Source organism: Arundinibacter roseus (assembly GCF_004348825.1).
GTDB classification, from domain to species: Bacteria; Bacteroidota; Bacteroidia; order Cytophagales; family Spirosomataceae; genus Arundinibacter; species Arundinibacter roseus.
In genome coordinates, this window is the sequence record NZ_SMJU01000003.1 from 375,530 (window position 1) to 397,438 (window position 21,909).

Genomic DNA, 21,909 nt, shown 5'->3' on the forward strand with positions numbered 1-21,909 from the left:
TGAACTACCATTTAATAGCCAGGATTTTGCTCTAAATTTCCATCTTTATTGGCTTCGATTTCCGAAAAAGGAATTGGAAAAAGGGCGTGGTGATCGCTAATGTTACCACTATTGAGCGGATTATATTTTCTGACCCGCTCCACGAGTTTACCCATGCGGCTAAGCGTCAGGCGGCGGTCTTCTTCAAACATTAATTCACGGGCTCTTTCGTCCAGGATATAGTCCAGCGTTACTTCGGAAGGCAAAACCGGTGCTGCCTTTGCCCGGGCGCGAACTGCGTTCAGGTCGGCTGCTGCATTGACGAGATCTCCTTTGAGCAGATATGCCTCTGCCCGCAGGAAAAGTGTTTCAGGAAGGCGAATCATGTACATGTCCCGAAAAGTAGCACCTGCCGTATTTCGCAAAGTTAATTTGGTAGCATCGGCAATTAATCCCGCAGGATGTTGGCCCGGCGTGGTTACTTTGGATGGATAAGGGTACCACCGCCAGCCGGCTGACAGCCAGTTTGGCGCAGGAAAATCAAGTAGACTTTTTCCAAAATACTGCGGCGAAGCTGGATTATTATAGATAAAATCGCGAACAATGTTAAATGGCGAAGTCCGAATATCTGTAACAGCAGGGTCCAAAACCCGGTTGTCTTTTTTGGGATCAAGACCCCATACATCGTACAAATAGTAATCCGAAGGCCTGACAAATGAAACCCCGCGTCCGCCGCCATTAAGGGTTGAAGCCGAGGCGTTGTCCAGCATTGCACCTCTTCCGGAAGGATCAGAAATTGAAAAAACGGCTGGTGCAACCGAACGTTCAAGATTGTTTAGTGCGCTGCCCGAGGACGTAAGACCACCCCCGATTACATCCAATTCGTACTGAATGACCCAAATGGATTCCATATTTCCGGCCGCCCGATTTTGGTTTTCTACCCTAAATAAATCGTAGTAAACATCGCCAGGCTGAGTTCTCAAACTACCAAAACGTTCGGTCATCAAACGTAAATTTGAATTTTGAATAACCTCCGTTGCCGCGGCAATTGCCTTGTCGTATTCTTTGATAACGATGTAGGTTTCGGCCAGCAAATGATTGGCCACCGCTTTATTAAGTTTACCGTCTTTTACCGCACCCACGTTCGGTAAGGAGGCTGCTGCATCAGTCGCGTCCTGAATGATTTGTCTTAAAACTTCATCGCGGGAAGCTCTGGTAAAATCGCTTTTGGGGCTTGTCACTTCATCAATTATCAGCGGAACTCCTCCAAAAAGGTGCACGAGTTTGTGGTAGGCAAAAGCTCTGAAAAGCTTCGCTTCCCCACCGATTACCCTTTTTTGAGCATCCGTAAGTGCGGAAGTTTGCAGTCTGGAATATTATGGTATTGGCGTTGGAAATTACCTTATACCACCGAATCCAGTGCTGCCGGGGAATCTCACCCTGCGGAGTGATTGCTACCAGATAGCTGCCGATACGTGCCTGATCCAAACGGGCATTAAAAGCTAAATCGGTTCCCAGTACTTCGGAGTAAAGACTTGCTCCCCCATCCACACTCTGAATGGCGCGTACCCGGGCATACAAATCAGTGAGTGCGGCAGTAAAGTTACCTTCGGTAATGAAGGAGTTTTCCGGGCTATAAAAATCCAGTGGGACTTCGTTCAAAAATTCTTCTTCCTGACAACCCGAATGCAGTAGCATCACACCGGATAAAAGGATCATTTTAAATATGTTCTTTTTCATTTTTTTTAACATTAGAATGTGACTTCTACACCAAAAGAATATGACTTCAATACCGGAAAGGCATTGACTGAGCTTACACCTAAACCTACTTCCGGATCCCATCCCTTCCAGTCTGTGAATGTCAGAAGGTTCTTTCCGCTTACAAAGAATTTACAATTGGCAGCACCTATTTTGCGCGCCATTTTGTCGGTAAAGTTGTAGGCAAGTGATACATCCTGCAGACGCACAAAATTGCGCTGGAAGTATTCTCTGCCACCGGCAGGCGTAGGTACCCATGGATTGGGGTGAATTCCGTCTGGATTTCTTGGCGACCAAAAATCAGTAAAATCAAACCAGTTGGAGTTGGTAGCATTCCCGGGAGTTCCGTAGTTGCCAGCAGGGAAATTGGGACTGATATAACTGCTTTTCCCACCCTGAATGGAATTGATAAATGCACGAAAGGTTAATTGCTTGTAGGTTATGGTATTTTGTATACCAAATTGGTAGGCAGGTTCGGTATTCCCCAGAATTTGGCGATCATCAGCCGGAACAATTTTACCGTCATTATTTACATCAATGAACCGGTAAGTTCCGGGTTGAAAACCAGGCAGTTTTTCATCGGTCAGACTATAAATCCCGTCAGTTTTAAGATCAAAAACAGTTCCAATGGGTCTTCCAATAAAGAGGCCACTCGCAATGAGATCATCTTCCACGCCGTCTCCGTCCAGATCTTCACCCAAAATGGTGACGATTTTATTTCTATTTCGGCTAAAATTGAACGTTACATCCCAGGTTAATGCACTTGTTTTTATAGGCGCACCGTGGAGCATAAATTCCAGCCCGGTGTTATTGATTTGCCCAAGATTCGTAAATACATTGGCAAAACCAGATGTTTGGGGCAAGGTTTGTTGCCACAAAAGATCGTAGGTATTGGAGTTATAGTACTCAATATTTCCGTCAATTTTATTTTTCAGGATTCCAAAATCAAGCCCTACGTTTATCCCGCGTGTTCGTTCCCATTTGAGATCCTGGTTTGCCAGTGAAGCCACTGACCGGCCAATAGAGGTTAGTCCACCATCACCAAAAACATATTTGGAAGCGTCGTCGGAAGATACGCGTGCCAGTGAACTGTAGCGGCCAACTTTATTTCCATTTTCGCCGTAACTACCTCTGATTTTCAGATATTCAATCCCTGGTACTTTGAAAAAATTTTCTTCCGAAATAACCCAGCCAAGACCAAGCGATGGGAAAATACCGGTTTTATTATTTTTGGAGAAACCGCTAAAACCATCCCGGCGAACGGTTGCTTTGACTAGATATTTGCTCCCGTAGTTATAAGCCACACTTCCCATTTGGTAGAGCAACGCCTCTTCCCAGGCTTCCGAGGAAATTTTCTGGATTTCTGCCTGTTGCAGGCTATTGTACGAAAGGTTCAGATCTGAAAAACCAGTCCCCGACGCAACGGTGCGGTTGAAATTGGCTACGTTATATCCGTACACGCCCGTCAGGGTAAGACCGTGCTTTCCGAAGGTTTTGGAATAGTTAAAAATATTATCCAGGGTTTGTTCGTAGGAAGTAGCGTCATTTTTTGCCGCTGAGCCCGTTAAACCCGCGCCGTAAATACTTGCCGAGTAGTTTTTGAAGAATTTCAGGTTGTGGCCAAAATTCAGTCGGTAGCTAAATCCGGGGATGGAAGGAATCCGGACAATGCCGTAGAAATTCCCTACGAGCCGGCTTTGGACTTCGTACCGATCATTTTCGGCATTCAGAAATGGATTTACCTGAAAATCGCCAATAGGGTTAATAATGAAATTCCCATTTTCGTCCCTGGGAGTCACCAAAGGGTTTGTACCCACAATTGAATTCATATTGGGTGCATCATTAAAGAAATTGGTAAATGCACCCGACGTATTGGCGCCAACGGTCAACCATTTTGTCACCTCGGTATCCAGGTTTATTCGCATCGTATAGCGGGCGTAATCGTCATTTTTGATAAACCCTTTTTCCTTTGTATACCCGCCTGACATGTAATAGTTGGTTTTCTCCGACCCACCGGAAATGCTCAGGTTATGGTTTGAGATCAGCGCATTTTGGGTAAGCTCTCCGTACCAGTCATAATCCGTACCGGCATTTACGCCTGTCAGCGAAATAGGAAATAGTTCGGAATTAGTAAATGCCCATGCCGGATCAGCCTCCGTGTAGCCCGATTCGGGCGTAAAAGCTTTAAGATAGTTGATGTCCCGAATTTTTTCCAGAAAAGCATCCCGGCGCAGCAATTTGGCATTGATTGTCGGAGAAGAAATAGCATAGTTGCCCGAATACGTTATAGAGGGTTTTGTAGCCGCCCTGCCAGTTTTAGTAGTCACCAAAATAACACCATTGGCGGCCTGAGACCCATAAACCGCCTTACTACTGGGGTCTTTCAAAACATCAACACTGGCCACGTCAACCGGATTGATATCTGATAAACGGCCATTGAATATGATTCCGTCCACAATAATGAGTGGGGAAGTATTACCGTTCAGGGTAGATGTTCCGCGTATATTGATGGAGGCTTCCTCACCTGCCTGATTAGTTTGTCCAATGGTAAGACCAGGAAGCGAACCTTTCAAGGATTGCAATATACTTACGTTCGGTGATTCCTTGAAAGCTACCAAATCCGCCGAAGCGATTGAACCCGTCAGGTCTTTCTTTTTCTGCGTTCCGTAGCCAACTACAACTACTTCTTCAAGAGCTAACTGACTGGCATTCAGTGTCACGTTCAGAGTTGTTCTGTTGCCTACGGCTTCTTCTTTAGTGGTGTATCCAATGAAAGAAAAGGTCAAAATTGCGCCAGGCGAGCCTACCGTGAGTGAATAGTTTCCTTCGGTGCTTGAGCTTGTTCCATTCACCGTTCCTTTTTCAATTATACTAACCCCGGGAAGTGCTGCCCCGGTTTCGTCGACAATCTTTCCGCTAATTGTCTGGGCAGCTGCCGAAAGGGTAAAAATCAGCAGAAACACCCAGAGAAGAAGCCCTTTTTGTACAAGGTAACTTTTTTTCATATTTATATACTGTTACATAGTTGAATAATACTACAACAATGCAATATTATGAAACACAGAATTGAAATACAATCAAAATGACATTTTTTTAATTTTTAATTATATTTTTCACCAAAAACCTTCATTTTAAGCCGATTTGAAAGGGTTTCATTTAAAAAATTTCATATTTTCCATTTATATACTCTTGCATTGTTGTGGTATTTGTGCCTATTTTTACTCCAACAATAATACAGTATGGTACAAGTAATTATTCGGGCCATTGATATTCTGGAATTGGTGGCCCAGCGTGACGGACACGCAATCACGCTGACGGAGATATCTGAAAGCCTGCAGCTGAATCAATCTACGACGGCCAATATTATCAACACGGTAGTGGCCCGTGGGTATCTCGAACATATCGGCAAAAAGAAAGGCTACCGCCTGGGACCGGCAGCATACCAGTTGACCAATACCTCCGCCTACGGGCAGGAGTTAATCACGGCTGCGCAGGATCTGATGGAAGATCTTACGCGGCAGATTAATGAATCCTGCATTTTAGGCGTGTTGCGCAATGGCAAACGGTACTCTCTACACGTTGTGAATTCGAATCAGGAAATTCAGGTGCAGGTGCGCTCGGAACGTAACATTTACGAAACCGCAAGCGGTCGGCTGCTTTTAGCCTACCTTCCGGATAAGGAACTCGAACGTTTTGTAGATCTCAACGGATTTCCGCCGGAGTCACTTTGGGAAAAAGCCGGCTCTTTTTCTCAATTAAAAAAACAACTCGAAAAAATTCGTCAGGAAGGCATATCGTTTACCCACATGACTGATCGTCACGTTCGGGGATTTGCGGTCCCGATTTATTCAAAAGGCAGCGTGGTGGCTGGTCTAAGCGTTTTTTTACCCGACTACCGCTGGACCCTTGCCCGGCAGCAGGAAATGATTGAGGCCAGTCAACTGGCTGCCCGACAAATTTCCCGTCGACTCAATTAGGGTTTTAAATCAACTACCGCACGGTCGGTTAAAACAACCGGATAATCAGACACCGGAATGTCCATGAAAGTATAGTCTTTTCCCTTCTTTTTCCATTGATTTTTTGGAATTTCATACACTTTTCCCGAAATCATATCGATCAGAACGGGTTTGCGAAAACTACCCTGAACGTTTACGGCTGTGAGCTGCGGAGTATATTCTTCGGCTGGTCGGGCTGAGTGATTCCACAGCGTTACAGCGCTGCGACCGGTCTTTTGGTGCGTATAAACAAAAGCCGATTGATCGGGATGATTCGTTTGGGGCCGCTTGCTGAGCTGTGCCTGCATCTGTGAATCAAAAAGTGTAAATACGTGCTGAGCCGCCCGGTAGGCTACTTTCGGTCGGTCAATTGTTTTGTCAGGATTGGTTTTTAAGATTCCCTTGGTATTTACACCAACCATGTGATCGCCGGCGGCATAATGAATATCACTTATGGTAAACAGATTCGTGGCAATACCACGCCCGTGATCTCCAAGCATCCGGCGTAAATCCCACTTAGCCTGACTAAGCTCCGACCAGTCGAACTGACGCAAGGCACCAATCGTTACCGCGCTTGGCGTGGAGGGAGCTCCGTTTTCTCCCTGCATGAAGGAAATGGCAGGATTGTAGGTTGCCACAAAAGACCGCATCTCTTCAATTTTAGGGTACGAAGTATCCGGGTTTGGTGCGTACCCGTGATAGGTAATCACGTCAATCAAATCCAGTGCATTATTAGCTTTCATCTGCTCCATAAACGGTTTGAGAAAGCCCAACTGTGGTACTCCCGCCATACCCAAAGCCAATAGCCGTGCCTGTGGCTGAATGGATTTAATGACCCGGGCAGTACGGATATAAAAATCTGCAAACTCTTCGCCTTTATTCAGTTTGTTCAAATCCGGTTCATTCCAGATTTCCCATTCAATTACCTGCCCCTTGTAGCGGTTTACCATGGCGCTCACCCACGCATCCCAGGCTGCAAGAGCCGTTTCAGACGTAGGGATACGACCCGCCAGTTTTGCCTCTCCGCCTCCTTCATAAATCGGATTGCCGTAACTTAGCTCCACCCAGGGCGCTACTCCGCGAGCGTAGGCATCAGGTATGATTGCATCCAGCCAGGCAAAATCATACTGCCCCTTTACTTTCTCAGTTTTGGCCCATCCTCCCTGCAACCGAATGCGCTTGGCGCCCAGCGGTTCGAGGTAGTGTTTATAAGATTGGTAATCCGTGTAATCGCGGTCCATGGTTTCCCCGCCAATTGACCAGGTTGACGATTTTATTTCTTTGGCAGAGCGCGTTTTCAGCGTTCCCAGTTCTTTGAGGTTTTCAGGAACAAATTGGGTGTAACCCGGATTTGCACATAGGCACAAAAGTAGAGCAGCCAGCCAGGCTTGCTGAATTCTTTGAGTTATAAAGTTTTTCATACGTCAGACAGGGATTGAAAAATAATTAATTTAAAATTCTGTTTTATAGGCACTTCTAATTTGTCAAAATGCATACATATGCGCCATTAGCCCCATGACGTACTGAGAAATTACCCGGTATTCATTTTTTTGCAGAGCCTCTCCTCCCCCTATTAATCTGACAACTTCCGGTCAGCAATCCATCGGCTGTGAAATTCTTTTCAAGTCGGGAACGAATGCTCTTAATCCGATGCTCAGGTAGATCTGTCAGCCAACCCATTTTCTTTCCATACCCAAGCGCAGCTCCCAACCCCGCCGTGGTTGAAGCATCAAAAGCGGTTTCGGGCAAATCCAGGTAGGCCCCCCAGCTGTGGACAGGTCGTTGATGACTCAAGGCCAGCCGGGCGTAAGTTTCAAAAACCTCTCGCAGATAATTTAGCTGGTTAGTTTGTCTAAACGATTTGTCTTCCTTTAAAACGGCAGCCGTACGAACAATACCCAGCAAAAACCAGGTAAAGCCCCGGCCCCAATTTCGAAAACCACGACCACTCCCATCAATTTGTCCACGCTGAAAAACGGCGTCAACACTGGTTAAGAACTTTATTCTGGCTTCCAGTTCAAGCAGCGCAAGCTCATACAAATCAGAATCGCCCAATGCCTGACCGACTACCACTAACGGATACGCCAGTGTATAGCAGCCCTCGGTAGTGAGAGATTGAGAATTCAGTTTTCCATTGGTAAAGCGGCTTTTGGCGAAATCAATAAATAATTTTACGGACGAATGTAGGGGCAATACTCTGGAAATGACCGCAAAAGGAAGCCCCGCCTCCACGTTATTGAATACATTGTCGGAAGGCTCCGTTCCAGGATTCTCGTAAATCAGGTGTGTTGAATCTGGCAAAAAAAGCCGAAGGCGCTCTTGAAAATCAAATCGCTTTGTAAGCCTGCCTGCCTTCTGCAAAGCATACAATCCATCCATCGTACATCCTTCCATCCATCCAAACGGATGCAGTGAACGTAGGGAAGTAAGCGATTCCAGAAAAGCCTCCTTTGGTTGATTCCTCCGCCCAACCGGCGACACAAATACATGCGACCCTGTCCTTTCAGTGGTTGCCAACACGTACAACGGCTCTTGATCATGGTCGGTTTGCAGATAGATTCCAGATTGTTTTAGTTCCGCTAAGCTTGCATCAAGGGTACATTCAAATATCTGTAACGCACTGGCAAACCAAATATTCAAGCTGCCAATAATCCGTCCAGTATGTCCCAAAGTAACCAAAACCCGGCGTTTATCCCGGGTATCTAATGCGACCATCAACCGCAGAAAAATCTTGGAGGGGCTATGAGCTGAAACCTCTGAAAGATGCAGGAACAGCCCCTGCTCTTTGGAGGCAATGCGCCAATAGGGCCAGCCAAACGGTACCCTTCTACCCGGCGGGAGGGCTACTTCCATCGTATTTGATTGTAAAGGAAGGTATGGCGAAGATTTTTCGGCGACCGTGCCACTGACTCGCATGTACGGTGCCACCATGGCCACCCACATACCGCCATTTGCGCATTGATTCAGAAAAGTCCTTCGGTTTTGCATCGCTGATTTGGGTAGTACTACTTGAAAAAATTCAGCCGTGAGGATGATCAGGGATTAATATTATTTACTAATATTGAATTATAATTCATTCATACAATATTATAATACAACCCTGGGACTACCAAATTTGAGAAACTATTTTCTGGCATTTATCTAGTTTTCTCAGGGAAATTCAATAAATAATGCAATTTTGTTTCATGTTTTTTAATTTTTACAAGATAAACATGTAATTAACAAGTAGTATCATTAGTGATAAACGTTACTAAAAACAATTGATCAGCATTAAAAACTGTCTTAATTTCTAACTTCAACTATCTTATTCAATGACAATACTACAATCATTTGATTTAACAGGAAAAACAGCGTTGGTTACGGGCTGTAAACGGGGAATTGGTCAGGCGATGGCCCTGGCTCTGGCCGAAGCGGGCGCATCTATTATCGGGGTGTCGGCTACACTGGAATCCGAAGGTAGTGCCGTAGAAAAGCAGGTGCGTGCTCTGGGAAGGGATTTCAAAGGGTATTCCTGCGATTTTAGTAACCGCAATGCGCTATATGATTTTATCAAAAGGGTGAAAGCTGATTTTCCGGTAATTGACATTTTGGTCAATAATGCCGGTACTATCCTGCGCAAACCTGCCGTAGAGCATCCTGATGAATATTGGGATACAGTCATTGAAACTAACCTGAACGCTCAGTTTATCCTCAGCCGGGAACTGGGCAAAGAAATGGTTGAACGAGGGAGCGGAAAAATTATCTTTACCGCCTCGCTGCTTACTTTTCAGGGCGGAATTACGGTACCGGGCTACGCTGCAAGTAAAGGGGCAATCGGTAGTTTGGTTAAAGCCCTGGCCAACGAATGGGCCGCCAAAGGTGTTAATGTGAACGGCATTGCGCCAGGCTACATTAGCACGGACAATACCGAAGCGCTTCGCAACGATCCTGTGAGGAGCGCTTCAATACTATCACGAATCCCGGCTGATCGCTGGGGTACACCCAATGATTTTAAGGGCGTAACGGTCTTTCTGGCCTCGGAGGCATCAAGTTATGTACACGGCAGTATCCTTACCGTAGATGGCGGGTGGATGGGACGATAAGCCAAAAGCAGTATATTTGGAGCGGCCCGCCACGCTGGCCGCTCTTGCTGTTTTATCGCCACGTTTACTCATTTGTTTTTTCATGGTACTAGTTGTCATCAAAGCGCTGCATGTCTTAGAATACCTTGCTCAGGATCAGGAACGTGCCTATACGTTAACCGAAATTTCAGATAGTCTGAGTCTGAATCAGGCTACCTGTGCCAATATTTTAAAAACGCTGGTCAGTGAAAACTATGTCGAGCATCTCGGTCGCAAAAAAGGCTATCGGCTCGGGCCAATGGCCTACAACCTGACCAACAATCACTCGTATCATCATCACTTGATTACAGCCGCCCGTGATGTGATGGAAAAACTCACGCAGGAATTAAACGAGACGTCGCTGCTGGGTATTTTGCGCAATCAAAAACGCTATATTTTGCACCTGGTACACAGCGATCAGGATTTGCAAGTACGCAGTCGGACCGAACGTAATGTATACGAGACCGCTACCGGAAGGCTCTTACTGGCCTATTTATCCCCAAAAGATCGTGAACGCTTTGTGATAACCAATGGCCTGCCCACGGAAAGTATCTGGAAAGAAGCCACCACACAGGAGGGCTTAGAAGGAGAACTGCAAAAGATTATTCAGCAGGAACTTGTTGTCACCTACTCAGTCAAACATATTGTTGGGTTGGCTGTTCCGGTTCGCAAAAATGACCGCGTATTGGCTGCTGTCGGAATATTTCTGCCAGAAATACGGTGTACGGCTAGTCGAAAAAAAGAAATTGTGTTACAGCTGAAAAATGCCGCCGAAAAAATTTCCCGGCGGCTGGATGATAAATCTTAATTAAAATTCAATGACTACTTTAATTACCCGTTCCTCAGGCAAATACAGCTTATTAAACTCAGCTTCCAGCGAATCATCAAAGGATAGACGGTGAGTGATATAGCCGTCAATCGACACAAGACCCGCTTTTAAAAGCCTAATGAGCTTGGTAAAATCAGTGGCAAGGGCATTTCGGGAAGCTTTAAGCGTAATCTCTTTTCGGTGAAACAGCGGATCGTGAAAGATTACATCGCCAATAAAAAGCCCGATATATACAATCGTGCCCCCCGGCGCAATGTATTCCAGGCATTTCTGCATGGAGTCTTTATGTCCCGTTGCATCCAGAATTACCGTAGGAAGTTGCCCGTCCAGTAGTTCATTCAGAGAGTCTTCTACTGTATTATTCAGCAGAATACAGCTGACCGACGGGTAGTTTTGGCTAATATAATCCAACCGGTTCTGATTCATATCCAAAACCAGCACTCGGGCAGCTTTCAACAGCGCCATAGCCACGGTTCCGATTCCGATGGGGCCAGCGCCAATAACAAGTACGGTATCCTCAGGCGAAATATCGGCCCGCTCCACAGCATGACTGCCAATGGCTAGCGGTTCAATCATAGCGATTTGATCGGCAGAAAGTTCATTGGCCGCAAAAACAAGTTCCGCCGGATATGTAATAAACTCCTGCATAGCGCCATCTTCATGAACGCCTAGCACCCGCAACGTACTGCCACAGTTGGTTTTTCCACGCCGAACGGCCTGATCTTCCTGCTCATTTCGGTAGGGCATCACCGCGCAGCGGTCGCCAACCCGCAGGTGGGTCACCTCTGCACCAACAGCTATCACCTCGGCGGCTATTTCATGTCCCAAAATCCGGGGATAGGTAAAAAAGGGTTGCCTTCCCCGGTACGCGTGCAGGTCGGTTCCACAAACCCCAAGTTGAATAACTTTAAGGAGAACTTCGTGCGGCTGTGGCGCCGTGGGTGTATCTTTTTCAATCACTAAAAAATTTCCGGGTGTTTGCAGAACTATGGCCTTCATGGGAAAAACGATCGGGTTGGCAATGTAAGATTTTACAAAGCTAATGGATAGAACATTAGTAGAAGTCATGCGAAGCCAAACGTTTAGGAAAAACGAAGGAGTAGTATTGAAACGAAGCGATTGTTGATGATGAAAGTATTCCCGTAAAAATAATGAGACGAACTCCAAACGAATTGGTAGAGTATCTGTTCCGGGAAACTACCTTTGTACTGGGAGTGTTTTTGAAGTCCGGCACAGGAATACTTGCGCCCTCGGAATTTACACGTGTCGCAGGCGATCAGGTTAGGAACAACTTTGACTGCCTCGGAACATTAACCAATACAATCACCCAAAAACCTATTTACGCATGACACTGCATGGAAATCAACTCATTGGCTTTTCGCAATCAGCCCAGGGCGAAGGCTCTTTATACGGGATCAATCCGGCCACCGGAGAGAAACTGCCAACTGCTTTTTATAAAGCAACATCCGACGAATTAGAGGCCGCTACCTCAAAGGCAGCCGAAGCATTTCAAGTATATCGTAAAAAATCAGGTGCTGAAAAAGCGGATTTTCTGGATAAAATCGCCGAAGAAATTGACGCAGTGGGCGAACTGCTTGTTGAAGTTGCCACGAGTGAAACGGGCCTTCCCGCAGGCCGGATTCAGGGCGAGCGCGGACGTACCACCGGACAGCTACGCATGTTTTCGCAACTATTGCGTGAGGGTTCGTGGGTAAATGCCCGCATCGAAACAGCCCTGCCGGATCGTCAGCCACTTCCCAAAGTAGACCTGCGCATGATGCATAAGGCCCTTGGACCGGTAGCCGTTTTTGGTGCCAGCAATTTTCCGCTGGCTTTTTCTGTGGCCGGAGGTGATACCGCTTCGGCGTTGGCAGCAGGTTGCCCGGTTATAGTCAAAGCACATTCTGCTCACCCCGGTACGTCTGAGCTTATCGGTCGGGCAATTCAAAAAGCCGCTCAGGACAGCGGCATGCCCGATGGCGTATTCTCGCTACTGCACGGCAACGGCAGCGATGTAGGAGCAGCGCTTGTGAAACATCCGGTGATTAAGGCTGTTGGATTTACGGGTTCGTATCAGGGCGGAATGGCCTTGTTTCATTTGGCCGCCAATCGTCCCGATCCGATTCCGGTATACGCCGAAATGGGCAGTACCAATCCGGTATTTGTGTTGCCGGGTATCATGCAGGAAAAAAGCGCTGCAATTGCCCAGCAATTTGCTGGTTCGGTAACCCTGGGCGTGGGACAGTTCTGTACCAATCCCGGAATGCTGATTGCCTCTAACACCATCGGATACAGTCAGTTTATAGAGGATGTAGAAACACAGTTTAAGGTCGCTTCGGGCGGAGTAATGCTCACACCCGGTATCCAAAAAGCCTACCAATCAGGCGTTGAGCATCATTTGGGAAATGCCGAAGTAGAACTACTCGTGCAGGGACAGGATGTTCAGGGTTTTACTGCCGTGCCACCGGTTTTGTTTAAAACGCATGCCCAGGCCATAGCAAACAATCCGGCGCTTTCCGAAGAAATATTCGGTCCTGCGAGCGTATTGGTTGAAGCACAAACCAAAGAAGAGTTATTTGACATTGCCCGAAATCTTGAAGGTCACCTTACGGCCACGATTCATGGCACACCCGAAGACCTGATTGAGTATGCCGATTTGATTGATCTTTTGGAGCAGAAAGTCGGGCGCCTGCTGATCAACGGCTTCCCGACGGGAGTAGAAGTATGCCACGCCATGATGCATGGCGGGCCTTTTCCGGCATCTACCGATTCGCGGAGTACCTCGGTAGGGACTGCGGCGATTTACCGATTTACCCGCCCGGTGAGCTATCAGAATTTCCCGGAAAATCTCCTACCAGACGAATTAAAAACTGCCAATCCTTTGGAAATCTGGCGTTTGGTTAATGGTAATTTCCAGAAAGATTAATAGATGAAGATTTAGTTTAGAGCGATTGGGTTTGTTGTAAATGACAAATTCAATCGCTTTTTTTAATCGCCATAGTGGGAACCAATGGGCGCAACTTTTATATAAAGTTTTCTTTTAGTTAAATATATTTTATATATTTCCATCCTAACAGATCCGATAATCCCTAACAATTGGTTAGATTAATAAAAAGTGTCGGAAATAGGTAAAAATCAGTACTAGTTCTATCCCTTTCTAACTTCATTCATCACACTCATGAAAAAGTGCCACCTTTTTACAGCAGTACTACTCCTGATTAAATTTCTGCAAAACGCCGCATTAGCACAGCACTATGAAGCCGTTGATGCCCTGCGTTATAAGGTTATGTATCAACTCACCTACCTGCCCGACTCTGGCACGAAAGAGCTTACTCAGCAGGAATACATGACGCTGCAAATCGGGCGAGATATTTCGGTGTTTCAAAGTTATGCCGGGTATGTTAAAGATTCACTTTTTGTGGCCAGAAAGGTCTGGACAATGGATAGTTTTAATGCGCTTGAAATCATCAAGAAGGCCCCAAAATCTAAATTCAACTATGTGATTCGTAAGGATATTTCAGAACGAAATCTAACCGTAGAATCACAAATTTTAAAAGATAGAATTGCCTATAAAGAGGCCCTAGTTTCCGATTGGGTGCTGTTGCCTGATACCTTGACAGTTGCGGGCTACTTATGCCAGAAAGCGACTACAACCTACGAAGGCAGGGACTATGTAGCGTGGTTTACAACCGAACTCCCCATTGCCGACGGGCCTTATAAGTTCGGCGGCCTGCCGGGGCTAATTGTCAGGCTGTATGATTCAAGAAGGCATTACACTTTTTCTTTGGTTGAATTCAGGGCAATTAAAACCAATCAAGCGATTTATCTACCACAGGAAAAACGAACCTATGTCGCCAAAAGCAAGTTCTATTCACTCAAAAAAGAAGCCGACGATTCATTTCATCAGATGGTTCAACGTATGGGAATCAATTTAACCTATACTGTGGGAGGTGTGGAGCAGTCTGCGCAGGAAATGGATCGATTGCGTGAAGACAAAGTGATCACTAATCCGATGGAGCTTCCAAAAAAGTAGTCTGTCATCGACTATACTTTGTCCCGACCATAAAATAGTACCCTTCTCCTGACATAGTATGAATTTACGTTCATCATTTCGGCTACTCATTCTCGGACTATTCTGTATTTTATGCCAACGGAAGGCCGTTGCACAAACGGTACTGACAGGAATTGTGAGCGATTCAGCTGCGGTCCAAACACCGCTACCCGGTAGCACTATCACGATACAATTACCTGAAAATCCCGCAATTATCGCATTTTCTACAACCAGTAAAGAAGGAAAATTCCGGCTTAGTGTTCAGAACTCAGTGGATAGTCTGTTAATAAAGGTTTCGCAGTTGGGCTATGAAACCTATCAAAAAAAAATCCCCAATCGTTCACAGGATTTCACCATTCTGCTGCGGGAACAGGCGATTGCCTTAAAAGAGGTAGTGGTAATTCCCGACCCGATCCGAAAAGATGGCGACACACTCAGCTATCAGGTGGGCGCCTTTAAAACTGCCGCTGACCGAACCCTGAGCGATGTAATCAAACGGCTACCGGGTGTATCTGTTGAGCCGGGTGGCCGGATTATGTATCAGGGTAAAGCAATCAATACCTACTACATTGAAGGCCTGGATTTGCTCGGCGGGCGCTACAATCTTGCCAATGAAAACCTGCCCGTAGGGGCGGTTACGGAAGTACAGGTAATCGAAAATCATCAACCTATACGTATATTGGATAGTTTGGTGGCCTCAGAAAGTGCAGCCATTAACATTAAACTAAAAAACGCCCTTGCAACAACAGGATCGGCTCGGATTGGAGGGGGCGCAAGTCCCATGTTGTGGGATGTATCGGCCACACCGTTGCTTTTGACGCGTAAACTACAAATGCTTGTTTCGTATCAAACGACCAACTCAGGTAATGATATTAGCAGACAGCTGCAGGTACTAACCCAGGATGAACCCCTTCATCAGGCAGATCAGAGTCAAAAAAGGCAGTTTCAAACACCTACAAAAATCGGAGCTGTACTCCCCATTCCCACACCACCTTTTTCGAGTTTACGTTGGTTGCGCAATTCTGCCCATGTGGCCTCGGTAAACCTGCTGCGAAAATTGCCCGGCAATTTTGAATTACGCCTAAACATATCCTACCTGAACGATTGGCAACAAAAATTCAGCCAACAAAGAACCACCTTTTTGACAGCCTCTGAGACAATTAGTATCGAAGAACAAAACCGAATCAGAGCACATACCCACAGCGCAGTAACCGAATTTCTGGTCAGGAAAAATGAAGCCCAAAAATATTTTACCAACAGGCTGATAATTAGGGGAAGATGGAACAGCGAACAGGGACGATTGCAACTTTCCAACACCCCCATTTTTCAGCAACAGCAGCAACGAGGGTGGTCGCTGGAAAATGACTACGCCAATACCTGGCGGATGGGACGTCAACTTTTTACGCATCAGTCTTACACATCCTTTCTCAGGAATCCACAGTCTTTATGGGTGGAACCGGCGCATGTTACGGGTTTTGCCGTCGATTCAAGTCGGTGGAGGTCTCTTGTTCAGGATGTACAAATGATAACCTTTACCTCGTCCAACAGCCTTTCTTTCACCAAAAAATACGGCCAATTCTATACCCTGACACCGACGCTTGATGCAACAATTCAGTATCAAACCTTAGGTAGCGAGGGTTTCCTGCAGGATTCGATGCGTCAAATGAACCAAGCATTACCTGATTTTTTTAACGACATTCGGTGGTTTTTAACAAAAATCGGTGGAAGAATGATGGTGGAGTATCGAAAAAATAACTGGCGATGGACAGCTACTTTACCCCTGACAAACTATCAGTTTTCTATCCGTTTTCCGGAAAATCAGGAGCAGTCCGTCAATCGCCTGAGTCTGGAACCTGCCTTGAATTTAAGTTACAATTTTTCTTCAAACTGGCAGATGTCCACCTCAGCCCGGCGTAGCCTTCGCTTTGGACAGACAGAAGACTTACAGCAAGGTTTCCTTTTGCGAAACTATCGTACATTACAGCGGAGAGATACGCCATTACCTGTATCAGACCTGATTGCCCTCACGTGGAGTACCCGCTATCGGAATGTATTGACTGGTTTGTTTGCAAATGCCCTGGTACTGGAACAGTTGAGCACAAATAATGTCCTGCTAACCAACGAATTAGGAAATTCAGGGGTAATTGTCAGAACTGCATTGGCCTATCGTAACGTATCCCGATTTCGATGGCTGCAAACGCAGATTGGTAAACACATAGCAGCATTGAAAACGCAGGTATCTGCGGGCTACGAGCAAAATTGGCTAATGGTACCTCAGCGCATAAATGAGGTAGACCAAACCCTATATTCACAAGCTGCGAGCCCATTTTTTAAGGCATCAGGAACGCTCACCAAATGGCTTGATTTAGAATATACTTTCAAAACCAATTTGATACGTAATTCAGTCAATACCATTGCTTTGGAGCGGGGTGTACAATATCAGAATACACTACGGGCAGGAATCTATCCGGTCAAACAACTTTACATGGGAATTGTCACAGATTTTTATCAAAACAAACTACTTGCCTACCAAAATCGACAGCATTTTTCCGATGTTAACATTCGGTATACTCTGCCTAACCGAAAGATTGATATAGCAGCAAGCCTGAATAATGTGTTCAACACCAAAGAGCTAGTGTATCTATCGGCCAATGCTCTTTCCTACTCCGCCACTATATTTTCGTTACGTCCCCGGCAATTTTTGGTTAACGTAAGTTTTCCATTTTGATACGCACGACATATAGGCGATGTCGCCATCCCGCACTTACAGCACAGTCTGAGCTGGTTTTGAGAACGGTATCAACTTCTTCTGAAAGGTTATTTCCCTTACTTCCGGGTTTCAAAATAAGCCCGCGCCGTTTTATTATTCAGACGATTTTTGAGCCAGGTTTGGAGTTTTGCACGGTCGGCGGTTGAAAAATCTTCTTTCCTGGAAATAAAAATGACCAAAGGTTCCTGTACATATTTTTTAGTACTATCATCGTAGGACTTGGCTTCGGCATAGGAACAAGTAGTAACCTGTGGATAAAATGCTTTCACTTCGGTCAGCAGCTGTTTTCCAATTTCAAGTCGAATGCGCAAGCTATCCGCATCCTGTTCTTTTTTACTCAATACCATTTTCAGTCGGTTAATTTCGCTATTGAGTTTGCTGATTTCATCCACATTTTTTTTCTCATCAAGCAGTGAAAATCCCTGTTCCAGCTGAATCAAACTACTATCCAGCGAAAATGAACTGGCGCGCTCAATAATAGATCTTTTTTGTTTTTCCGAAAGTGAATTTCCCCAATACACCAAACGAATGGTTCTCTTGCCGGGATTTACATCCTGATTTAACAAATAGTTGCCTTCAATAATACTGACACTTTTGATAAACCGATCAGCGTTTTCATTGAATCGCTCCCGTTGCACGAGTTCATAGCCAAAATATAGACTTGGGATGAGCGTAATGATAATAATAACTGTAATCCATTGATTGATCCGTTTCTTTTCTTTTTCTTCCACCACCGTCCGTATCGGGAATTTAAGGATTTGGGAAATCACTACGGATGAAATGGCAATGTATACTGTGTTAATTGTAAACAGATAAAACGCTCCGAAAAAATAGACAAACTGCCCCGTGGCCAATCCGTAGCCCGCCGTACATAGCGGAGGCATCAGCGCCGTGGCAATGGCAACCCCCGGAATAACGTTGCCTTTGAAGCGGCTGCTAATGGCCACAACGCCCGCCATACCGCCAAAAAACGCGATGATCACATCATATATCGTCGGACTTGTGCGTGCCAAAAGTTCGGAATGTGCCGTAGAAACCGGGCTGATAACGAAGTAAAGCGTGGAGGCTACCAAACTAGCCGCCACGGCAAACAGGAAGTTTTTGAGCGAGCGGCGAAACAGCGGCAGGTTGTAGGTTGCAATGCTATACCCCATTCCGTTGATCGGGCCCATCAGCGGAGAAATCAACATTGCGCCGATAATGACAGCGGTTGAATTCATGTTGAGCCCCACGGAGGCCACAATGATGGCAAAGGAAAGAATCCAGAGATTGGTCCCCTTAAAATTTATGTCCCGTTCAATGGTAGCGTGAATCGAATCAAAATTTTCGACATCACTATCTAAATTCAGGTAAGAGAATAGTTTAGTACGCATGAATCGGTCAGAGGGTTAGTGTTAAAAGTGTCAATTATACTGAATTAAATAAACAAATAAGCGGGATAAAAAACGAAACTACCTAAGGCTAAATTTTCCTTTTTCTCCTCAAAAGTTTTAACTCAGCAAGTGATTGTCCTTCCTGTTTGGAGAAAATGAGATGCTTGGATTGCCCGATGCGTTGCGAGCCGTATATACCCCGATGCCCGGAAAATACATAAGCAATTATGCAGGCAATGGCCACGTACGGACCGCAGGCAACGCCAAAAAGTTCGAGGGCCATAATCGTACAAGCAAGCGGGGTATTGGTGGCTCCTGCAAAAACAGCCACGAAGCCCATACCTGCCAGCAAACCAACCGGAAGTGGCAATACGTAGGATAGTGCATTTCCAAGAGTAGCTCCAATAAAGAATAATGGGGTTACTTCTCCGCCCTTGAATGAGGCACCGAGTGTTATGGCCGTTAGCAAAATTTTTATCAGAAAATCGTAGGGTGGCAAATGGGTTTGAAATGATTCAAGAATAGTCGGAATGCCCAGTCCGATGTATTTGGTAGTTCCCAAAGCCCATACGGCAAGTGCCACTACGGCTCCGCCGACCAGCGGACGAAGGGGAGCAAAAGCGAGTATGCGTTTAAGATAGGCACCAATCTCGTGGGTCAATTCTCCAAAAACAATGGAACACAGGCCAAAAACTGCTCCGGCCCCAGCGGCATACAGTACAAACGGCAGCGTAAGTTCGGGCACAATTGGAATCTGATAGTGCGTATGCCCAACCTGCCAGGCTTTGGTGGTAAGGTCGGCAAAAATGGATGCAGCAAAAGCCGGAATCAGAGCGTTGTAGCGCAGGCTACCTACCAAAAATACTTCCAGACCAAACACCGCGCCGGCCATCGGCGTCCCGAATACGGACCCAAAGCCCGCGGCAATTCCGGCAATCAGCAGAAATTTCCGGTCTCGGGGACGCAGGCCAAGGAGTTTTGTGAGCTGATCGGCCGTGGAACCGCCAATTTGCAGGGCCGTACCTTCACGTCCGGCAGATCCGCCAAAAAGATGCGTGACCAGGGTACCAAAAAGCACTAAGGGAGCCATTCGGAATGGGATGATTCCGGAGGGCCGGTGAATGTTGTCGAGCAGCAGATTGTTGCCCGCCTCTACGGTTTTTCCAAAATAGTAATACAAACAACCCACGCAAAAACCCGCAACAGGCAAAAAGGCTATAATCCAAACGTGGCTCTCGCGCCAGTTGGTTACCCAGTCGAGTGAAACCAAAAAAAAGGCCGAAGCCGAACCGACCAATACCCCAACAATGCCGGAGATCAGAAGCCATTTTAACAAAAAGAAAACGTGGGGGAATTTCCAGAAAAAGTCTACCAGAAAAGCAGGAAGGCGAAAACGAGATGCTGACATAGTTGAAAGATATACCTATTAATTGAACAAATTGACTTTGATCCTAATAGGCGCCATCAGCCCTTTCGGGCGGTTTCGGCAGGAAGACACCATTTCCTGAACGCGTCAAAAATAAAGATTTGGGGTGAAAAGTCAATATGAAAAAACACAGGCTGTAATACCTCAAGACAAAATACCCTGAATGACTTTTCCATGTACATCCGTCAGCCGAAACCTCCGTCCTTGGTATTTATAGGTCAACTGCTCGTGGTTAATTCCCATCAAATGGAGCAAAGTAGCCTGAAAATCATGTACATGCACCGGATTCTTTACGATATTATAGCTAAAATCATCCGTCTCACCATAGGTGGTCCCGGCCTTCACTCCTGCCCCGGCCATCCACATGCTAAAACAACGCGGGTGGTGGTCCCGACCGTAATCAGTTCGGGTAAGTTTTCCCTGCGAATAAACGGTTCGGCCAAATTCACCGCCCCAAACCACGAGGGTATCTTCCAGCAGTCCCCGCCGTTTAAGATCTACCAACAAAGCGGCAGTTGCCTGATCTGTCTGTTTACATTGGTGCTGCATGCCCTTAGGCAAGGAGCCGTGATGATCCCAGCCCTGATGGTACAGCTGCACAAATCGTACATCTTTTTCAAGTAATTTTCTGGCCAGCAGGCAGTTGGCTGCGTAGGTTCCTTTATCCCGACTTCCAGGACCATAAAGTTCAAAAACTTCATCGGGCTCGCGGGTCGTATCCATCACCTCGGGCACGGAGGTTTGCATGCGGAAGGCCAGTTCGTATTGGGCCGTGCGGGCATCGATTTCCGGATCGCCCCAAACGTCGTTTTGTAAGTGATTGAGTTTAGACAGATAGTCCAGCATTTGCCGTCGGTCGGCCCCATCGTAGCCTTCGGGATTATTCAGAAATAAAACCGGATCAGTTCCGGAACGAAACTGAACGCCCTGATGCTCGGTTGGTAAAAATCCATTTCCCCACAAACGGGCGTACAACGGCTGATCTTTGGAAGCATCCTTGGAAACCAGGACAATAAATGCAGGTAAATTTTGATTGTCTGACCCTAATCCATAGCTCGCCCACGAGCCGATGGACGGACGGCCCGGCAGCTGATGACCCGTTTGAAAAAAGGTAATGGCCGGATCATGATTTATCTGTTCGGTATACATGGATTTAATGATGCACAGCTCGTCCACAATCTGAGCGGTGTAGGGTAATAGTTCACTTACCCAGGTACTACTTTTTCCATGAGGCTTAAAATCGTAAGTCGATGGAACCACCGGCAACACGGCCTGATTGGCACTCATACCCGTCAGTCGTTGACCTTTCCGTACGGAATCGGGTAAGCCTTGCCCGAACATTTGCGTCAGTTTTGGTTTATAATCAAAGGTTTCAAATTGAGAGGGACCGCCGCTCATGAAAAGATATACCACGCGTTTGGCTTTGGGTGCCAGCCGAGGCAGCGCATCAAGAACCTGTTGTTCAACGGACTTTCCGGCCGCAGAAGTATTTAACAAACCACCAAGGGCCAAAGCCCCAAGTCCGGCAGCGGTTTTGGATAGAAAATGCCGCCGATCCAGCTTACGATGCAGTTCTGAAAACTCGGGCGTGTGGAGTCTAAACTCTTCGGGATGAGAATGTTTCATAG

At 46.2% G+C, this 21,909-nt stretch carries 16 protein-coding genes and 1 riboswitch; of the genes, 7 read left to right on the top strand and 9 right to left on the bottom strand.

Annotated elements, in window-relative coordinates; translation table 11 throughout:
* Positions 1–11: 11 nt before the first annotated feature.
* From EZE20_RS06180 to EZE20_RS06185, 3 genes are read right to left on the bottom strand one after another with little or no spacing between them, the layout of a single operon-like run.
* Positions 12–1,307: a RagB/SusD family nutrient uptake outer membrane protein gene (locus tag EZE20_RS06180; RefSeq protein ID WP_228713597.1), complete on the bottom strand. Its 1,296-nt coding sequence runs from the start codon at positions 1,305–1,307 to the stop codon at positions 12–14.
* Positions 1,225–1,719: a RagB/SusD family nutrient uptake outer membrane protein gene (locus EZE20_RS24370; RefSeq protein ID WP_228713585.1), complete on the bottom strand. Its 495-nt coding sequence runs from the start codon at positions 1,717–1,719 to the stop codon at positions 1,225–1,227. The genes EZE20_RS06180 and EZE20_RS24370 overlap by 83 nt, the downstream gene beginning before the upstream one ends.
* 11 nt (positions 1,720–1,730) lie before the next feature.
* On the bottom strand, positions 1,731–4,742 hold the full coding sequence (locus EZE20_RS06185; RefSeq protein ID WP_132115607.1) for a SusC/RagA family TonB-linked outer membrane protein: 3,012 nt from the start codon (positions 4,740–4,742) through the stop codon (positions 1,731–1,733).
* Positions 4,743–4,976: 234 nt separating this feature from the next.
* Here EZE20_RS06185 and EZE20_RS06190 point away from each other — a divergent pair, with 234 nt between their 5' ends.
* Positions 4,977–5,714, top strand: a complete 738-nt coding sequence (locus tag EZE20_RS06190; protein ID WP_132115609.1) for an IclR family transcriptional regulator — start codon at positions 4,977–4,979, stop codon at positions 5,712–5,714.
* On the opposite strand, the gene EZE20_RS06195 is transcribed toward EZE20_RS06190, so the two are convergent.
* Together EZE20_RS06195 and EZE20_RS06200 are read right to left on the bottom strand one after the other, a co-directional pair.
* A complete protein-coding gene (locus EZE20_RS06195; RefSeq protein WP_132115611.1) occupies positions 5,711–7,153 on the bottom strand; it encodes a GH39 family glycosyl hydrolase in 1,443 nt (480 codons plus the stop codon). The genes EZE20_RS06190 and EZE20_RS06195 overlap by 4 nt on opposite strands.
* Positions 7,154–7,274: 121 nt before the next feature.
* Positions 7,275–8,720, bottom strand: coding sequence for a glycoside hydrolase family 88 protein (locus EZE20_RS06200; RefSeq protein WP_132115613.1), 1,446 nt, complete (start codon positions 8,718–8,720; stop codon positions 7,275–7,277).
* Positions 8,721–9,049: 329 nt separating this feature from the next.
* Here EZE20_RS06200 and EZE20_RS06205 point away from each other — a divergent pair, with 329 nt between their 5' ends.
* Positions 9,050–9,814, top strand: coding sequence for an SDR family oxidoreductase (locus EZE20_RS06205; protein WP_199879878.1), 765 nt, complete (start codon positions 9,050–9,052; stop codon positions 9,812–9,814).
* Between the two features lie 82 nt (positions 9,815–9,896).
* The gene (locus tag EZE20_RS06210; protein WP_132115617.1) at positions 9,897–10,640 is read left to right on the top strand and encodes an IclR family transcriptional regulator; all 744 of its coding nucleotides are present in this window, start codon (positions 9,897–9,899) and stop codon (positions 10,638–10,640) included.
* Here the strand turns inward: EZE20_RS06210 and EZE20_RS06215 are convergent, their stop codons facing one another.
* Entirely contained in the window at positions 10,641–11,729 is a 1,089-nt protein-coding gene (locus EZE20_RS06215; RefSeq protein WP_228713587.1) for a zinc-binding alcohol dehydrogenase family protein, read from the bottom strand. It lies immediately after the preceding gene.
* A gap of 83 nt (positions 11,730–11,812) precedes the next feature.
* Between EZE20_RS06215 and EZE20_RS06220 the strand changes: the two genes are divergently transcribed.
* The 4 genes from EZE20_RS06220 to EZE20_RS06235 all read left to right on the top strand — a co-directional run bounded on the left by EZE20_RS06220 (position 11,813) and on the right by EZE20_RS06235 (position 17,440).
* Entirely contained in the window at positions 11,813–12,010 is a 198-nt protein-coding gene (locus EZE20_RS06220; protein ID WP_132115619.1) for a hypothetical protein, read from the top strand.
* Positions 12,007–13,587 (top strand): aldehyde dehydrogenase (NADP(+)), encoded by a 1,581-nt coding sequence (locus EZE20_RS06225; protein ID WP_132115621.1) that lies wholly within the window; start codon positions 12,007–12,009, stop codon positions 13,585–13,587. Before EZE20_RS06220 ends, EZE20_RS06225 begins: the two co-directional genes overlap by 4 nt.
* 252 nt (positions 13,588–13,839) lie before the next feature.
* The gene (locus EZE20_RS06230) at positions 13,840–14,694 is read left to right on the top strand and encodes a GLPGLI family protein (protein ID WP_132115623.1); all 855 of its coding nucleotides are present in this window, start codon (positions 13,840–13,842) and stop codon (positions 14,692–14,694) included.
* A gap of 58 nt (positions 14,695–14,752) precedes the next feature.
* Entirely contained in the window at positions 14,753–17,440 is a 2,688-nt protein-coding gene (locus EZE20_RS06235; RefSeq protein WP_132115625.1) for a peptidase associated/transthyretin-like domain-containing protein, read from the top strand.
* A 98-nt stretch (positions 17,441–17,538) separates the two neighbouring features.
* On the opposite strand, the gene EZE20_RS06240 is transcribed toward EZE20_RS06235, so the two are convergent.
* The 3 genes from EZE20_RS06240 to EZE20_RS06250 all read right to left on the bottom strand — a co-directional run bounded on the left by EZE20_RS06240 (position 17,539) and on the right by EZE20_RS06250 (position 21,907).
* Entirely contained in the window at positions 17,539–18,855 is a 1,317-nt protein-coding gene (locus tag EZE20_RS06240) for a TIGR00341 family protein (protein WP_132115627.1), read from the bottom strand.
* Between the two features lie 88 nt (positions 18,856–18,943).
* A complete protein-coding gene (locus tag EZE20_RS06245) occupies positions 18,944–20,263 on the bottom strand; it encodes a voltage-gated chloride channel family protein (RefSeq protein WP_132115629.1) in 1,320 nt (439 codons plus the stop codon).
* 40 nt (positions 20,264–20,303) lie between these two features.
* Positions 20,304–20,369: riboswitch (Fluoride riboswitch) on the bottom strand.
* Between the two features lie 56 nt (positions 20,370–20,425).
* Positions 20,426–21,907: a DUF1501 domain-containing protein gene (locus tag EZE20_RS06250; RefSeq protein WP_132115631.1), complete on the bottom strand. Its 1,482-nt coding sequence runs from the start codon at positions 21,905–21,907 to the stop codon at positions 20,426–20,428.
* Positions 21,908–21,909 lie beyond the last annotated feature (2 nt).

Coding starts and splice junctions, on each gene's coding strand:
- EZE20_RS06250 (WP_132115631.1), bottom strand. CDS start 21,907: ATGAAACATTCTCATCCCGAAGAGTTTAGACTCCACACGCCCGAGTTT.
- EZE20_RS06215 (WP_228713587.1), bottom strand. CDS start 11,729: ATGACTTCTACTAATGTTCTATCCATTAGCTTTGTAAAATCTTACATT.
- EZE20_RS06220 (WP_132115619.1), top strand. CDS start 11,813: ATGAGACGAACTCCAAACGAATTGGTAGAGTATCTGTTCCGGGAAACT.
- EZE20_RS06225 (WP_132115621.1), top strand. CDS start 12,007: ATGACACTGCATGGAAATCAACTCATTGGCTTTTCGCAATCAGCCCAG.
- EZE20_RS06230 (WP_132115623.1), top strand. CDS start 13,840: ATGAAAAAGTGCCACCTTTTTACAGCAGTACTACTCCTGATTAAATTT.
- EZE20_RS06210 (WP_132115617.1), top strand. CDS start 9,897: ATGGTACTAGTTGTCATCAAAGCGCTGCATGTCTTAGAATACCTTGCT.
- EZE20_RS06190 (WP_132115609.1), top strand. CDS start 4,977: ATGGTACAAGTAATTATTCGGGCCATTGATATTCTGGAATTGGTGGCC.
- EZE20_RS06195 (WP_132115611.1), bottom strand. CDS start 7,153: ATGAAAAACTTTATAACTCAAAGAATTCAGCAAGCCTGGCTGGCTGCT.
- EZE20_RS06240 (WP_132115627.1), bottom strand. CDS start 18,855: ATGCGTACTAAACTATTCTCTTACCTGAATTTAGATAGTGATGTCGAA.
- EZE20_RS06245 (WP_132115629.1), bottom strand. CDS start 20,263: ATGTCAGCATCTCGTTTTCGCCTTCCTGCTTTTCTGGTAGACTTTTTC.
- EZE20_RS06200 (WP_132115613.1), bottom strand. CDS start 8,720: ATGCAAAACCGAAGGACTTTTCTGAATCAATGCGCAAATGGCGGTATG.
- EZE20_RS24370 (WP_228713585.1), bottom strand. CDS start 1,719: ATGAAAAAGAACATATTTAAAATGATCCTTTTATCCGGTGTGATGCTA.
- EZE20_RS06185 (WP_132115607.1), bottom strand. CDS start 4,742: ATGAAAAAAAGTTACCTTGTACAAAAAGGGCTTCTTCTCTGGGTGTTT.
- EZE20_RS06235 (WP_132115625.1), top strand. CDS start 14,753: ATGAATTTACGTTCATCATTTCGGCTACTCATTCTCGGACTATTCTGT.